Annotated in this window: 13 protein-coding genes and 1 other annotated feature; of the genes, 10 read left to right on the top strand and 3 right to left on the bottom strand. The window is 59.0% G+C overall.

The features are described 5' to 3' along the window. The first annotated feature begins 149 nt into the window (after positions 1-149). From apt to htpG, 5 genes are all read left to right on the top strand, one after another. The gene (gene apt, locus MXF20_RS15910) at positions 150-701 is read left to right on the top strand and encodes an adenine phosphoribosyltransferase (RefSeq protein ID WP_325970251.1); all 552 of its coding nucleotides are present in this window, start codon (positions 150-152) and stop codon (positions 699-701) included. A gap of 247 nt (positions 702-948) precedes the next feature. Continuing rightward, positions 949-2,943, top strand: coding sequence for a DNA polymerase III subunit gamma/tau (gene dnaX / locus MXF20_RS15905; protein WP_325970250.1), 1,995 nt, complete (start codon positions 949-951; stop codon positions 2,941-2,943). Beyond that, positions 2,285-2,346, top strand: a sequence feature (DnaX frameshifting element). (Overlaps the previous gene by 62 nt.) A gap of 50 nt (positions 2,944-2,993) precedes the next feature. Further along, positions 2,994-3,323, top strand: coding sequence for a YbaB/EbfC family nucleoid-associated protein (locus MXF20_RS15900; protein ID WP_010616869.1), 330 nt, complete (start codon positions 2,994-2,996; stop codon positions 3,321-3,323). Further along, on the top strand, positions 3,323-3,928 hold the full coding sequence (gene recR / locus MXF20_RS15895; RefSeq protein WP_325970249.1) for a recombination mediator RecR: 606 nt from the start codon (positions 3,323-3,325) through the stop codon (positions 3,926-3,928). Before MXF20_RS15900 ends, recR begins: the two co-directional genes overlap by 1 nt. Positions 3,929-4,034: 106 nt before the next feature. Continuing rightward, positions 4,035-5,903: a molecular chaperone HtpG gene (gene htpG / locus MXF20_RS15890; protein WP_325970248.1), complete on the top strand. Its 1,869-nt coding sequence runs from the start codon at positions 4,035-4,037 to the stop codon at positions 5,901-5,903. Between the two features lie 155 nt (positions 5,904-6,058). Here htpG and MXF20_RS15885 read toward each other — a convergent pair whose 3' ends face one another. Further along, positions 6,059-6,928 (bottom strand): LysR substrate-binding domain-containing protein, encoded by an 870-nt coding sequence (locus tag MXF20_RS15885; protein WP_325970247.1) that lies wholly within the window; start codon positions 6,926-6,928, stop codon positions 6,059-6,061. Between the two features lie 189 nt (positions 6,929-7,117). Here MXF20_RS15885 and MXF20_RS15880 point away from each other — a divergent pair, with 189 nt between their 5' ends. The 4 genes from MXF20_RS15880 (at position 7,118) to MXF20_RS15865 (ending at position 11,176) form a co-directional block, all read left to right on the top strand. Beyond that, positions 7,118-7,945, top strand: a complete 828-nt coding sequence (locus tag MXF20_RS15880; protein WP_325970398.1) for a DUF6024 family protein — start codon at positions 7,118-7,120, stop codon at positions 7,943-7,945. A gap of 151 nt (positions 7,946-8,096) precedes the next feature. Next, positions 8,097-8,741: an adenylate kinase gene (gene adk / locus MXF20_RS15875; RefSeq protein WP_325970245.1), complete on the top strand. Its 645-nt coding sequence runs from the start codon at positions 8,097-8,099 to the stop codon at positions 8,739-8,741. Between the two features lie 115 nt (positions 8,742-8,856). Then, complete coding sequence (hemH, locus tag MXF20_RS15870) at positions 8,857-9,816, top strand: ferrochelatase (RefSeq protein ID WP_325970244.1); 960 nt, start codon at positions 8,857-8,859, stop codon at positions 9,814-9,816. A gap of 58 nt (positions 9,817-9,874) precedes the next feature. Then, on the top strand, positions 9,875-11,176 hold the full coding sequence (locus tag MXF20_RS15865) for an inosine/guanosine kinase (protein ID WP_325970243.1): 1,302 nt from the start codon (positions 9,875-9,877) through the stop codon (positions 11,174-11,176). A 98-nt stretch (positions 11,177-11,274) separates the two neighbouring features. Here MXF20_RS15865 and ybaL read toward each other — a convergent pair whose 3' ends face one another. Both ybaL and MXF20_RS15855 read right to left on the bottom strand, forming a co-directional pair. Continuing rightward, complete coding sequence (ybaL, locus tag MXF20_RS15860) at positions 11,275-12,963, bottom strand: YbaL family putative K(+) efflux transporter (protein WP_325970242.1); 1,689 nt, start codon at positions 12,961-12,963, stop codon at positions 11,275-11,277. Between the two features lie 219 nt (positions 12,964-13,182). Then, positions 13,183-14,382, bottom strand: coding sequence for an MFS transporter (locus MXF20_RS15855; RefSeq protein ID WP_325970241.1), 1,200 nt, complete (start codon positions 14,380-14,382; stop codon positions 13,183-13,185). Between the two features lie 163 nt (positions 14,383-14,545). Between MXF20_RS15855 and ushA the strand changes: the two genes are divergently transcribed. Further along, the gene (gene ushA, locus MXF20_RS15850) at positions 14,546-16,297 is read left to right on the top strand and encodes a bifunctional UDP-sugar hydrolase/5'-nucleotidase UshA (protein ID WP_325970240.1); all 1,752 of its coding nucleotides are present in this window, start codon (positions 14,546-14,548) and stop codon (positions 16,295-16,297) included.

Raw genomic sequence — 16,297 nt, 5'->3', positions numbered from 1 at the left:
GTCAGGGTTGCATTTAGCCGGCTGTTTGCTTAGATTTGGGCATCTTCGTGCGTGGCTTCCCTTTGAGAAACGACTTCGCTTAACCCGGTTTCCGGGTATTGGCGCTGTTGAAGCTGCGCGTTTTAGATTTTTTTCCAGGCGTAACCTTTATGACCGCAACTGCGCAGCAGCTTGAACTGATCAAAAACAGCATCAAAAGCATTCCTGACTATCCGAAGCCGGGCATCCTGTTCCGTGACGTCACCAGTCTGATGGAAGATCCGCAGGCGTATGCCGCGGCGATCGCCATTCTGGTGGAGCGTTATCGTAACAAAGGCATCACCAAAGTGGTGGGCACCGAAGCGCGTGGCTTCCTGTTCGGAGCGCCCGTTGCGCTGGGTCTGGGCGTGGGATTTGTGCCGGTGCGCAAGCCGGGCAAACTGCCGCGTGAAACCTTCAGCGAAAGCTATGAACTGGAGTACGGTTCAGATGCGCTGGAACTGCACAAAGATGCCATCAAGCCGGGTGATGTGGTGCTGGTGGTGGACGATCTGCTGGCCACCGGCGGCACAATTGAAGCCACGGTGAAACTGATTCGTCGTGCGGGCGGTGAAGTAAAAGACGCAGCGTTCGTCATTAACCTGTTCGATCTGAGCGGCGAAGCGCGCCTGACCGCGCTGGGTATCGACTGCTACAGCCTGGTCAACTTCCCCGGCCACTAAGGCAACCGCGCCGCCGACCTCCGCGTCGGGCGGCGCACCTCTTCGCACGCCCGGACAGCCAAACGACGCCCTTAAGCGCAGCGCGCAACGTATCACGGGTATAGGCATATCCGGCTACGGCTGTTACACTCCTGTCAAAATAAACAGGGTTTGCGTCACCGCATTTTTCCCCTAAGTCTCACGGCAGAATCGGCGCAACTGCGCGCGCTGCTGTGCCAGGTTAATCAACTCCAGTGATTTAATCCACATGAGCTATCAGGTACTTGCGCGAAAATGGCGTCCCCAGGCTTTCGCCGACGTAGTCGGTCAGGAACATGTGCTGACGGCGCTGGCCAACGGACTGTCGCTGGGACGAATCCACCATGCCTATCTGTTTTCCGGCACGCGCGGCGTGGGGAAAACCTCGATTGCGCGCCTGCTGGCCAAAGGCCTCAACTGCGAAACCGGCATTACCGCCACGCCCTGCGGACAGTGCGATAACTGTCGCGAGATCGAACAGGGACGCTTCGTCGATCTGATCGAGATCGATGCTGCCTCGCGCACCAAAGTGGAAGACACGCGCGACCTGCTGGATAACGTGCAGTACGCGCCAGCACGCGGGCGCTTCAAGGTCTATCTGATCGACGAAGTGCATATGCTGTCGCGTCACAGCTTCAATGCGCTGCTGAAAACGCTGGAAGAGCCGCCGTCGCACGTGAAATTCCTGCTGGCGACTACCGATCCGCAGAAGCTGCCGGTGACCATCCTGTCGCGCTGCCTGCAGTTTCACCTTAAAGCGCTGGATGTCGAACAGATTCAGCAGCAGCTGGCGCACGTGCTGCAGCAGGAACAGATTGATGCCGAGCCGCGTGCGCTGCATTTGCTGGCGCGCGCCGCCGACGGCAGTATGCGCGACGCGCTCAGCCTCACCGATCAGGCGATCGCCATGGGGCAGGGCAGCGTCACGCGCGACTGCGTGGCGCAGATGCTGGGCACGCTGGATGACGAACAGCCGCTGGCGCTGATTGAAGCGCTGGTGGAAGGCAACGGCGAGCAGGTGATGGCGCTGCTGAACCAGGCCGCATCGCGCGGTGTGGAGTGGGAAGCGCTGCTGGTGGAGATGCTGCGTTTACTGCACCGCATCGCCATGGTGCAGCTGCTGCCGGGCTCGCTGGGTGAAGACGATGCCAGCCAGGCGCAGCGCCTGCGCGAACTGGCGCGCGTGCTGCCGCCTGCTGATGTTCAGCTTTACTATCAGACGCTGCTGATGGGGCGCAAAGATTTGCCGCTGGCACCGGATCGCCGGCTGGGCGTGGAGATGACGCTGCTGCGCGCGCTGGCGTTCCATCCACAGGCCACCATTGCTGAGCCGGTGGCGCGTCCGTCACTGACGCCACAAGCCGCACCGGCGGTGACCGCGCCCGCTCCGGCTGCACCGGCGCCGGGTGCCAAAGCCGCACCCGCTGCTGCCGCGCAGCCGCAGATGGCACCGCCGATGGGCGAGTCGCCGCCACCGGCTGATGATTATCCCGATATGGCACCGGCATCCGATCATTTGCCCGATGCCACCAGTCAGCTGTTACAGGCGCGGACGCAGCTGCTGCGTCAGGGAGCCGGCAAAGCAAAAAAGAGTGAGCCGGCAGCGCGTTCCGCGCGGCCGGCAAACCCGGCGCTGGAACGTCTGGCTAGCGTCACCGATCGCGTGCAGCAGCGCGCGTCTGAGCCGGCGGTAAAAGCGCCGGCGAAACCGGAAGCCTATCGCTGGAAAGCGCAGCAGCAGGAAGTGGTGAAGCCGGAGCCAGTGGCGACGCCAAAAGCCTTGCGTTCTGCGCTGGAGCATGAGAAAACGCCAGAGCTGGCGCTCAGGCTGGCGGAAGAAGCGCTGCAACGCGATGCCTGGGCGGCGGAAATCGCCACGCTGACGCTGCCAAAGCTGGTCCAGCAGGTCGCGCTGAACGCGTGGAAAGAGGTGAACGCGCAGGGCGTGACGCTGCATTTGCGCAGCAGCCAGCGTCATCTCAACTCCGCTTCGGCACGTCAGACCCTGCAGGATGCGCTGAGCCAGGCGGCCGGCGAGACGGTTGAACTGACCATCGTGGAAGACGATAATCCGGCGGTATTGACGCCGCTGGAGTGGCGTCAGGCCATTTATGAAGAGAAGCTGGCGCAGGCGCGTCAGTCGATCGAAAGTGATACCCACATTCAGACGCTGCGTCGCTTCTTTGATGCGGACCTGGATGAAGAGAGTATCCGACCCGTATGATCATGCTGTCGCGCAGAGGTTGCGCGCAGCCCCAGCAGAGAGAGAAAACTATGTTTGGTAAAGGCGGATTGGGCAACCTGATGAAACAGGCCCAGCAGATGCAGGACAAAATGGCTAAGGTTCAGGAAGAGATCGCTGCGCTGGAAGTCACCGGCGAATCAGGGGCTGGCCTGGTCAAAGTCACCATTAACGGTGCGCACAACTGCCGTCGCGTGGAAGTCGATCCCAGCCTGCTGGAAGATGACAAAGAGATGCTGGAAGATCTGATCGCTGCAGCGTTCAACGATGCGGCGCGCCGTATTGATGAAACGCAGAAAGAGAAGATGGCGTCCGTCTCTGCCGGTATGCAGCTGCCGCCTGGCTTCAAGATGCCGTTCTGATGCAAACCAGTCCACTGCTTGAAGCTTTGATGGAATCGCTGCGCTGTCTGCCGGGCGTTGGCCCGAAATCGGCGCAGCGTATGGCATTTCATCTGTTGCAACGCGACCGCAGCGGTGGCATGCGTCTGGCGCAGGCGCTGACTCGCGCCATGGCGGAGATCGGCCATTGCGCCGATTGCCGTACTTTCACCGAGCAGGAGATCTGCACCATTTGCGCCAATCCGCGCCGTCAGCAAAACGGCCAGATTTGCGTAGTGGAGAGCCCGGCGGATATCCATGCCATTGAGCAGACCGGCCAGTTTGGCGGCCGCTACTTTGTGCTGATGGGCCATCTTTCGCCGCTCGACGGCATCGGCCCGCAGGATATTGGTCTGGATCGGCTGGAGCAGCGCCTCGAACGGGAGACGCTGCAGGAAGTGATTCTCGCCACCAATCCCACGGTGGAAGGTGAAGCCACCGCTAACTATATCGCCGAGCTGTGCGGCCAGTATGGCGTTGACGCCAGCCGCATCGCGCACGGGGTACCGGTCGGCGGTGAGCTGGAAATGGTCGACGGCACAACGCTGTCGCACTCGCTCGCCGGACGCCACAAGATTAAATTCTGACCACTTGCCGGTATCCTGCTGCGATACCGGCTTGAAATTTTTCCCGCCATCCCCATTTCTCTCTCAACAATTGATCAACCCCGATTCTGTTGAGGTAGCAATGACCATGAAAGGACAAGAGACGCGTGGCTTCCAGTCAGAGGTAAAACAACTTCTGCACCTGATGATCCATTCCCTCTATTCAAACAAAGAGATTTTCCTGCGTGAGCTGATTTCCAACGCCTCCGATGCCGCTGACAAGCTGCGCTTCCGCGCGCTGTCGACGCCGGATCTGTACGAAGGCGACGGCGATCTGCGCGTGCGTATCTCGGTCGACAAGGAAAAACGCACGCTGACGCTGAGCGACAACGGTATCGGTATGCGCCGTGATGAGGTGATTGAGAACCTCGGCACCATCGCGAAATCCGGTACCAAAGCGTTTCTGGAATCGATGGGTTCCGATCAGGCGAAAGACAGCCAGCTGATCGGTCAGTTCGGTGTCGGCTTCTACTCGGCGTTTATCGTGGCCGATAAAGTGACCGTGCGCACCCGTGCTGCCGGCGCCAAAGCCGACGAAGGGGTGTTCTGGGAATCCGCTGGCGAAGGCGAGTACACGCTGGCGGAAATTGAGAAAGCGGATCGCGGCACCGAAATCACGCTGCACTTCCGCGAAGGCGAAGATGACTTCCTCGACGCGTGGCGCGTGCGTAACGTGATCAGCAAATATTCCGATCACATCGCGCTGCCGGTGGAGATCGAGAGCAAAGACGAAGAGAACGACACCGTCACCTGGGAGAAGATCAACAAAGCCCAGGCGCTGTGGACGCGCAACAAAGGCGAAATCAGCGACGAAGAGTACAACGAATTCTACAAACACATCGCTCATGATTTCAGCGATCCGGCCATCTGGAGCCACAACCGCGTGGAAGGCAAGCAGGAGTACACCAGCCTGCTCTACATTCCGTCGCGTGCGCCGTTCGATATGTGGAACCGCGACAGCAAGCACGGCCTGAAGCTGTACGTGCAGCGCGTGTTCATCATGGATGACGCGGAACAGTTCATGCCGAACTATCTGCGCTTTGTGCGCGGCCTGATTGACTCCAGCGATCTGCCACTCAACGTGTCACGCGAGATTCTGCAAGACAGCCGCGTTACGCAGAGCCTGCGCGCCGCGCTGACCAAACGCAGCCTGCAGATGCTGGAAAAACTGGCGAAAGACGACGCAGAAAAATATCAGCAGTTCTGGAAAGAGTTCGGTCTGGTGCTGAAAGAGGGCCCGGCGGAAGATCATGCGAATCAGGAGGCGATCGCCAAGCTGCTGCGTTTTGCGACCACCCAGAGCGAAGGCGCGGCGCAGACCATTTCGCTGGAAGACTACGTCAGCCGCATGGTTGAAGGGCAGGAGAAGATTTACTACATCACTGCCGACAGCTACGCCGCAGCGAAAAGCAGCCCGCATCTGGAGCTGTTCCGTAAGAAAGGCATCGAGGTCCTGCTGCTGTCCGATCGTATCGACGAGTGGATGATGAGCTATCTGACCGAGTTTGATGGCAAAGCCTTCCAGTCGGTGAGCAAAGCCGATGAGTCGCTGAGCAAGCTGGCGGACGAAGAGACGGAAGAGCAGAAAGAAGCGGAAAAAGCGCTGGAGCCGTTCGTCGATCGTGTGAAAACCCTGCTGGGCGAGCGCGTCAAAGAGGTGCGTCTGACTCATCGCCTCACCGACACGCCGGCGATTGTCACCACCGACGCCAACGAAATGACCACGCAGATGGCGAAGCTGTTCGCTGCGGCCGGTCAGGACGTGCCGGAAGTGAAGTATATCTTTGAGATCAACCCGGATCATACGCTGGTGAAACGCGTGGCTGACACGCAGGACGAAGCACGCTTTGCGGAATGGGTCGAGCTGCTGCTGGATCAGGCGCTGCTGGCCGAGCGCGGCACGCTGGACGATCCTAACCAGTTCATCCGCCGCATGAATCAGCTGCTGACGGCGTAACGCGGAGCGGTAATCTGACCGGTCGGTATGAATGCCGGCCTTGCAGGTTACCCTCTCACCGTCATCCATAAGGTCGTCATTGATGACGACCTTATTGGTCATCTATCCGTAGGGTCGTCATTAATGACGACCTTTTTTATTTATACCGCCCTTGCTTACTTCAGCGCTTCATCCCGCAACCAATCGCGAAACAACGTAATCTCGGCATCGTGCTGGCGCGAACGCTTGGTCATCATCCAGGTGGCACGATCGACGCGCACGAACCCCAGCGGCGCGATCAGCGTGCCGTCATTCAGCTCCTGGCGTACCAGCAGACGCGGCGCCACAATTACGCCCAGACCGTTTCTCGCCGCCTGAATACCCAGCGTCAGATTATCGAAATGTTTGCCCACCCAATAATTACCGCGCGCGCCGCTGATCTTCGCCCATTCGGCCCAGGCCTGCAGACGGGTATCGGCGTGCAGCAACGGCAGCGCAGCCAGATCCTGTTCGCTGTGAAAACGCGCCGCATACTGCGGGGCGCACAGCGGGCCAATGTAATCATCGCTGATGAGCGTGGCATCAATGTCGTCGTCGGGCGGTTGTTCGTAGCTGAGGATTAGCACATCACTGTGCTCGCTGCGCAGCTGAGCGATATCGCCCTGTGGCTGAAACTGCACTTCAATATCGGGATAGCGCTGGTAAAAACTGCTGATGCGTGGAATCAGCCACTGGGACAAAAAACTCGGCGCGCAGGCAACGCTGAGATGGTTGCGCATACCGGTGCGGATGCTTTCACAGGTGGTGGAGAGTTCACTGAAGGCTTTCTGGCAGCTCACCAGCAGGCGTTCGCCGTGTGAGGTTAAGCGCACGCGCCCGTTGGTGCGGATAAACAGCGGCTTGCCCATCCAGCTCTCCAGCTGGCGAATCTGATGGCTGATGGCGCTGTGGGTGACATGGAGACCTTCGGCCGCGACGCTAAAGCTGCAGTGCAGCGCCGCCTGATGAAAATAGTGCAGTGCACGTAACGACGGAAGCGCGGTCATACTCATCCCCTGTGTAAAAACCTAACAGGGATTGTCAGTTTATATCATTTTAATGTCCAGCCGCATTAACCTAACCTTTCCTGCTTAATCTGGCGGGTTGACGGACAGGCCTCGCTGTGTACAGCAACGGCGATGTCCGCCGCGATCGCCACCTTCACACAGCACAATAATACAGAGAAATGTCACGTGATGACTTCACAACAGGCTACTGCCAGGGCGGCGGCGCGCGATCGGCTGCGCGGCTTGCTGTCCCGTCACTATCGGCTGGAAAACTACGATCTGTTTTTTGCCCCTTCACTGCACATCGCGCGGGTGCTGCTTTCACAACTGTTTCTGCGCCAGGAGCAGGCGCGTAATCAAACGCGCTACGCCGCGCAATATCCGGTCAGCGAACTCAGCGTGCTGCCTGCGCTGCCGATGATGGCGGGCAATATCGCGCTGGTCGATCACATCGATATGCAGCAGGGCCGGGTGCGCAGCCTGAGTGCCTGCCAGAGTCAGGGCGTGACGCACGCCTCCGCCTCCTTCGCCAGCGTGTTGCATAAACGCCTGATCAGCGAGGCGCGACTGTTTGTCACCCAACTGAATCAGCATGCGATGCTGAGCGACGATCTGGTGCTGATCGCACTGCGTACGCACGATTTCAGTACGCTGGTGCGTAGCGAACTGCGGCTGTTTGAGCAGGGCCTGGCGCTGGGCGATGCGCCGGAACGCGCGCTGGATTGCATGGCGCAGGATGACTGGCTGCCGTTTAACGTCGCCAGCGTCGATAGCCTGGCGCTCGATGCCCCGCTGACGCTGCAGTCCATCCAGCAGCCTGGTCTGCCGTTTGCTGTGTTGCCATTGCCCGCCGGTAGTGCGCTGCCGCCGCTGCCGGCGGATATGCAGCTGCTGGCGGCACCGCACCGCCTGTATCTGCCCGTTAACGTACGCGGTAACGGTAACAAGCAGCAGAACGTCACCGCCACGCTGAAAAAGCGCCTGCGCGAGGTGTTGAAAGGCAGTCGAAATTCTTAAAAACGCGTGCGCTACTGGCGCCCGACGTCAAAGCAGGTCAAAGTAGACCTTTCAGCGCCGGGGTGCCCGTTGCCTTGTGGTGTGCGGGTCATAATGGTATGTTCTTGGCCTTCTCAGATTGATCAATGCGATTCGCAAGGGGAATTACGCAATGCGTATTATTCTGCTCGGGGCACCGGGCGCAGGTAAGGGCACTCAGGCTCAATTCATCATGGAGAAATACGGTATTCCGCAGATCTCCACGGGCGATATGTTGCGTGCGGCAGTGAAAGCCGGCACCGAATTGGGTCAGCAGGCGAAAGCCATCATGGATGCCGGTAAACTGGTAACGGACGAACTGGTGATTGCGCTGGTTAAAGAGCGTATCGCGCAGGAAGACTGCAAAAACGGCTTCCTGCTCGATGGTTTCCCACGCACCATTCCGCAGGCCGACGCCATGAAAGAGGCGGGCATCAAGGTGGATTACGTGCTCGAGTTCGCCGTACCGGACGAACTGATCGTCGATCGCATTGTCGGCCGCCGCGTGCATGCGCCATCAGGCCGCGTTTACCACATCAAATACAATCCACCAAAAGTGGAAGGTCAGGATGACGTGACCGGCGAAGAGCTGACCACGCGCAAAGATGATCAGGAAGAGACCGTGCGTAAGCGTCTGGTGGAGTACCATCAGCTGACCGCGCCGCTGATTGCTTACTACAGCAAAGAAGCCGAAGCCGGTAACACCGAATACCACAAAATCGACGGCACCCGCCAGGTTGCTGAAGTGAGTGCGCAGCTGGCCGAAATCCTCGGCTAAGTGATTCAGAGGGTCGGTTGTCCGGCCCTTTTGCAGCAATTGCTTTCCCCCTCCGCTTTTTCCGCTACAATTTCCCCCGATTCAGAACCATTGTTTGCGACATCAAGGAAATACAATGAGGCAAGATAAGCCCGGGGTTTTACTGGTTAACTTAGGTACACCAGACGCACCGACCACTGCTGCGGTGAAACGCTATCTGAAACAATTCCTCGGCGATCCGCGCGTGGTAGATACGCCGCGCTGGCTGTGGTGGCCGATCCTCAATTTCATCATTCTGCCGTTCCGCTCGCCGCGCGTTTCAAAGCTGTACGCATCGGTATGGATGGAAGAAGGCTCGCCGCTGATGGTGTTCAGCAAACGGCAGTGTGCCGCGCTGGCGCAGCGGCTGGATATGCCGGTAGAGCTGGGCATGAGCTACGGCCAGCCGAGCCTCAATGGCGCGGTGGAGCGTCTGCTGGCGCAGGGCGTCACCAAATTCATCGTGCTGCCGCTCTATCCGCAGTTCTCCTGCTCCACGGTGGCGGCGGTGTGGGATGGCCTGGCGGCCAGCTTTAAACCGCTGCGTTCGCTGCCGGAAGTGGCGTTTATCCGCGATTACGCCGAACATCCGGCCTATATCGCTGCGCTGAAGGCCTCTGTGGAGCGCTCGTTTGCCCGGCATGGTGAGCCGGATCTGCTGGTGCTTTCATACCACGGCATTCCGCAGCGCTTCGCCAATGAAGGCGACGACTATCCGCTGCGCTGCAAAGACACCACCGACGCCCTGGCTGCCGCGCTGGGCATCGCGCCGCACAAAATCATGATGACCTTCCAGTCGCGCTTTGGTCGCGAGCCATGGCTGATGCCGTACACGGATGAGACCATGAAAAGCCTGCCGGCCAAAGGCATTAAACATGTGCAGGTGATGAGCCCGGGCTTTGCGGCGGACTGTCTGGAAACGCTGGAGGAGATCAGTGGTGAAAACTGCGAAATTTTCCTGCACGCCGGTGGCGAGAAATTTGAGTATATTCCGGCGCTTAACGCGGATGATGAGCACATCGAGATGATGGTGCAACTGGTGCAAGCGCGCCGTTAAGGGTGTGGCAGAGAATGTGATATCATTCTCTGCCTGATTTTCCCTGACGGCAGCTTTCATGAAATTTCCCGGCAAACGCAAATCCAAACACTATTTCCCCGTCAACGCGCGCGATCCGCTGCTGCAGGCTTCCCAGCAGGAGCAGGAAGAGGGCAGCTGGGTGGTGGGTATCGACCAGACGCTGGTGGATATCGAAGCCAAAGTCGATGATGACTTCCTGCAGCGCTATGGCCTGAGTGCCGGCCACTCGCTGGTGATCGACGATGCGGTCGCCGAAGCGCTGTATGACGAGCTGATGCGCGAGCAGCTGATCAGCCACCAGTTTGCCGGCGGTACCATCGGTAATACCCTGCACAACTACTCGGTGCTGGCCGATGACCGTTCGGTACTGCTCGGCGTGATGTGCAACAACATCCAGATTGGCGGTTACGCCTATCGCTACCTGTGCAACACCTCCAGCCGCATGGATCTTAACTTCCTGCAGGGCGTCGACGGCGCGATTGGCCGCTGCTTTACGCTGATTGGCGAGCAGGGCGAGCGCACCTTTGCCATCAGCCCCGGCCTGATGAATCAGCTGCAGGCCGTCAGTATTCCGGAAGAGGTGATTGCCGGTGCCTCCGCGCTGGTGCTGACGTCCTATCTGGTGCGCTGCCAGCCAGGCGAACCGATGCCGGACGCGACGCTGCGTGCCATTGCGTTCGCCAAAAAGCACAACGTGCCGGTGGTACTGACGCTCGGCACTAAATACGTGATTCAGGATAACCCGCAGTTCTGGCGCGATTTCCTGCGCGATCACGTATCAATTGTGGCGATGAATGAAGAGGAAGCGTTCGCGCTGACCGGCGAAGCGGATCCGCTGCTGGCATCCAACATGGCGCTGGACTGGGTCGATCTGGTGCTGTGCACCGCCGGACCGACCGGGCTCTATATGGCCGGTTTCACCGAAGAGGCGTTTAAGCGCAAAACCAACCATCCGCTATTGCCGGGGGCGATCGCCGAGTTCAACCAGTACGAATTCAGCCGCGCCATGCGTCAGCAGGATTGCCAGCAGCCGCTGCGCATCTTCTCGCACATCGCGCCGTACATGGGCGGTCCGGAAAAGATCATGAACACCAACGGTGCCGGCGATGGTGCGCTGGCGGCGCTGCTGCATGACATCACCGCCAACAATTTCCACCGTCAGAAAGTGCCGAACTCCAGCAAGCACGCGCGCGAATATCTGACCTATTCCTCGCTGGCGCAGGTGTGTAAATATGCCAACCGCGTCAGTTATCAGGTGCTGAACCAGCACTCACCGCGCCTGACGCGCGGCCTGCCGGAGCGGGAAGACAGTTTAGAAGAGTCTTACTGGGACAGGTAATAACGAACCCGTAGCGGCGCAATTTATTGCGCATTCTTCAGCCGTGATATGGCTTTAGTATGCGCAATAAATTGCGCCGCTACGGTGTAATAATGTCTTTAAATCGGGCACTCGCGCACAATCGGGTTTTGCGCGATCTCTTCCTGCAACACATGCAACATACTGTTGGCAATCTCACGCTCGCCCATCACCACGCGATTGGCGCCGCGCTCCATGATATACGTCACTTCGTCGTCATAATGCGCCCGGGCGATGATCTCAATATCAGCGCGCTTTTCGCGCGCGGCAGTGACAATTTCCCCGGATTCGTAACCGTTGGGAATGGTCAGCAGCAGCCAGCGCGCGCAGTCAAGACGGGCTAAATCCATGGTATCGACACGCGCCGCATTGCCCAGCACCGCTTTGATGCCCTGCTCGCGCAGTGCTTCGACGCGTGGGCGCGAGTTTTCCACTACCACCAGCGGCACATCGGCTTCCATTAATTTTTGCCCCAGCAGGCTGCCGACACGGCCGTAGCCGACAATCACCGCGTGATTACAGATATCGACCGGAATCTGTTTCTCTTCTTCGATCGCTTCTTCCAGCGTCTGCTCTTCCATGGTCTCGGTTTTATCGAGGTAACGCTCCAGCACGGTAAACAGAATCGGGTTGAGCATGATGGAGAGAATCGCCGCCGCCAGCACCAGGTTACGGCCTTCTTCGCTCAGCATGCCGAGCGAGATTCCCAGACCGGCAAGGATAAAGGCAAATTCGCCGATCTGCGCCAGGCTGACCGAAATGGTCAGCGCGGTGCGACGCGAATGGCCGAGCAGCGTGACCAGCAGCCAGGCGGCAATCGATTTGCCCAGCACGATAATCGCCAGCGCACCCAGCACCGCCAGCGGCTGCTCCAGCAGAATCATCGGGTCGAACAGCATGCCGACCGAGACAAAAAACAGCACCGCAAATGCATCGCGCAGCGGCAGCGTATCGTGCGCCGCACGGTGGCTGAGTTCTGATTCATTCAGCACCATGCCGGCAAAGAAGGCGCCAAGGGCAAAGGAGACATCAAAGAATTCGACGGCGCCGAACGCGATACCCAGCGCCAGCGCAAGTACCGACAAGGTAAACAGCTCGCGTGAACCGGTGGCGGCGCTTTTGGCCAGAATCCATGGCACCACGCGGCGGCCGACCACCATCATCAGCACCATAAAGGCTGCGACCTTGCCGATGGTCAGCAGCAGATCCCACGCCAGCAGCGTCGGGCTGGCGTTGCCCTGTTCCAGCATACCGGCGATGGCTGGCAGCAGCACCAGCGTCAGCACCATCACTAAGTCTTCGACGATCAGCCAGCCGATAGCGATTTGCCCGCGCTGGCTGTCAATCAGCTGACGTTCCTCCAGCGCGCGCAGCAGCACCACGGTACTGGCGGTGGAGAGACACAGGCCAAACACCAGACCGGTCATCCATGACCAGCCCATCGCCCAGGAGAGTCCCATTCCCAGCAGCGTGGCGACCGCAATCTGCGCGACGGCACCGGGAATGGCGATCGACTTTACCGACATCAGATCCTTGAGCGAGAAGTGCAGACCGACGCCAAACATCAGCAGGATCACACCGAGTTCCGCCAGTTCCGGCGCCAGATTGGTATCCGCGACGAAGCCCGGTGTAAACGGCCCTGCCAGCACGCCGGCCAGCAGATAGCCGACCAGCGGCGAGATGCGCAGGCGATTCGCCAGCATACCAAGGAGAAACGCGAGGACCAGACCTCCGACAATGGTGGTGATCAACGGGGTAGTGTGATGCATGCCAGTCTCCTTGTGTGCAAATGTATCCGCTTGTAACAACCTAGTGTAATGCACAAAGCTTCGCCGCGTTTAAACATTTGAGCGGTGAAAGGGGAAAAAATTGAAAAAATGAGACAAAAACGCAGCCGAAGCGCTATTTTCCTCAGTTATCTCAGTATATCGGCAGGATTTATGCAGAATAGAGGGGGGCCAGGAAAAACCGTTGCCCCCCGAAAGGACTCAGCGCTGCTGTTGATCAGGTAAGAAAGCGGTCAACAGGCCAATAAGTGGTAGCCAGGCGCAGATTTGATACACCCATTCGATACTGGTGTGATCGGCGACCACGCCCAGCACCGCCGCGCCGAGGCCGCCCATGCCAAAGGCGAAACCGAAAAACAGTCCGGAAACCATACCGATACGTCCCGGCAACAGCTCCTGGGCATAAACCAGAATGGCAGAGAATGCCGAGGCAAGGATCAGGCCGATAATCACGCTCAGCACACTGGTCCACATCAGGCTGGCGTGCGGTAATAGCAGGGTAAAAGGCGCCACGCCGAGAATCGATCCCCAGATGACATATTTCCGCCCGATTTTATCGCCTATCGGTCCGCCGATAATGGTGCCGGCGGCCACCGCGCCAAGAAAGGCAAACAGATGGAACTGCGAGGCCTGCACGGACAGCCCGAACTTATGCATTAAATAGAAGGTGTAATAGCTGCTCAGGCTGGTGAGATAGAAATACTTAGAGAAAATCAGCAGCAGCAGAATGCTGATGGCCAGCACCACTTTGTTACGGGGCAGCGTATTACGCGGCGTGCTGGCCGCGCCGGCTGGCGTGGCGCGCTGCTGGTGGCTGTACCAGCGGCTCACCTGCAGCAGCACAATGATGCCGAGCAGTGCCGCCAGCACGAACCAGCTGAGATGGCCTTTGCCATAGGGCGCAACGATGATCGCCGCCAGCAGCGGCCCGAGCGCGCTGCCGAAGTTGCCACCGACCTGAAACAGCGACTGGGCGAGGCCGTGACGGCCGCCGGACGCCATGCGCGCCACGCGCGACGATTCCGGATGAAACACCGACGAACCGCAGCCGACCAGCGCTGCGGCCAGCAGCACCTGCGGATAGCTGCTGGCGAAAGTCAGCAGTACCAGCCCGATGAGGGTAAAGCCCATCCCGACCGGCAGCGACCAGGGTTTCGGATATTTGTCGGTGTAATAGCCAATCAGCGGCTGTAATAATGAAGCCGTTACCTGATAGGTCAGGGTAATCAGACCGATTTGCACAAAGCTGAGGCTGAAATCTTTCTGCAGCAGCGGATAGATCGCCAGTAGCAGCGATTGCAGCATATCGTTCAGCAGATGCGCGAGACTGATGGCGCCAAGCACGCCAAAAGCAGTACGCCCGACGCGACGCGGCGGGGTTAACGTCTGTTCACTTGCCATAAAGATCCTGAAGGAGCGGGAATATCGTTATCAGATTGTTACGTCATGCATGACTCTATTCGCCTTTGGCCTTGAGTTAAAGGGCGAACTGTGCGACACAGAAGGGCGAAAAAGCACATCAGGCGCACCGCCCGGTAAAAAATGCAGAATAAGGAGATCGGCTTTGTTGTTATCACCGCACAGAGGGCGCTGGCTGGCGCTGATTATGTTACTGCTGCCGCTACTGGCGCAGGCGTGGCAGCCGGACCGCAGCTACCGCTTCAGCATTTTGCACACCAACGATCATCACGGCCATTTCTGGGTCAACGCGCAGGGTGAATATGGTCTGGCCGCGCAAAAAACGCTCATGGATCAGCAGCGTTATGATGTGCAGGCTAAAGGCGGCGGCGCGCTGATTCTGTCGGCGGGCGACGTCAATACCGGCGTGCCGGAATCGGATGTGCTGAACGCCGAGCCGGACATTCGCGGCATGAACCTCATCGGCTATGACGCGATGGCGCTCGGTAACCACGAATTCGACAAACCGCTCAGCGTGCTGCAAAAGCAGCAGAAATGGGCGAAGTTTCCGTTTCTGGCCGCCAACATTTATGCCAAAGGCAGCGATAAACGCCTATTTAAGCCGTGGGCGATATTCAATCGCATGGGGCTGAAAATTGCGGTGATCGGCCTGACCACCACCGACACGCTGCGCATCGCCAATCCGCAAAACGTGGCGCAGATAGAGATTCGCGATCCGGTGAAAGAGACGGAAAAAGCGGTGGCGGAACTGCGTGCCAGCGACAAGCCAGATGTGATTATCGCGCTGACGCACATGGGACATTACGACGACGGCCAGCACGGCAGCAACGCGCCGGGCGACGTTGAACTGGCGCGCAGCCTGCCGCCGGGCACGGTTAACGTGATCGTCGGCGGGCATTCGCACGATGCGGTGTGTATGGCAAAAGACAATGTCAGCGTGGCGGATTATCAGCCCGGACAGCCGTGCCAGCCGGATCGCCAGAACGGCGTGTGGATCATGCAGGCGAAGGAGTGGGGCAAATTTGTCGGTCGCGGCGATTTCACCTTCCGCAACGGCGAGCTGACGCTGGATAACTATCAGCTGATTCCGGTTAACCTTAAGCACAAGGTGAAGAACCTCGATGGTAGCGAAACCTGGCTGCCATATCAGGAAGCGATTGCGCAGAACGGCGCGATGATGAAGCTGCTGACGCCTTATCAGCTGCGCGCCGGCAAACAGCTGGCGGTCAAGGTGGGCAGCAGCGACAGCGTGTTTGAGGGCGACCGCAGCAAGGTGCGCTTTGAACAAATGCCGCTGGCTCAGCTGATCCTGCGCGCGCAGATGGCGGCTACTCAGGCCGACTTTGCCGTTATCAGCGGCGGCGGTATTCGTACCTCGCTGGCGCAGGGCGAGATCAGCTGGCGCGATCTGTTGCAGATCCAGCCGTTTGGCAATCAGGTGGTGTCCGTGACGCTGACGGGCAAAGAGCTGCTGAACTACCTCGCCACGGTGGCGAATATCAAAGCCGATTCCGGCGGTTTCGCGCAGTTCAGCAACATCAGCCTGGTGGCCGATGGTAAAAGCGTTAGTGCAGTGAAAATCAATGGCGAGCCGCTGCAGCAGGATAAAACCTATCGCATGGCCACCAACAGCTTCAACGCCAGCGGCGGCGACGGCTACCCGGTGATTGACGGCCATGCCGGTTTCCGCAACAGCGGTAAGCGCGATGCGGATGTGCTGCGCGATTACGTCAGCCAGCACTCACCGCTGCGCGTTGCCGATTATGCGCCACCGCAGATTGTGCACCTGACACCGCAGCAGGTTGAGGAGCGCGACAAAGCGCTGGAGAAGCAAAAGAAGCGCAGCTATCCGCAGATGATTCTGGCGTGGATTTGGCCGCGCGCGGCACACGAGTGA

It is taken from the genome of Pantoea dispersa, from assembly GCF_035783935.1.
GTDB lineage: Bacteria > Pseudomonadota > Gammaproteobacteria > Enterobacterales > Enterobacteriaceae > Pantoea > Pantoea dispersa_C.
This window is presented reverse-complemented; position numbering and strand designations above follow the sequence as displayed.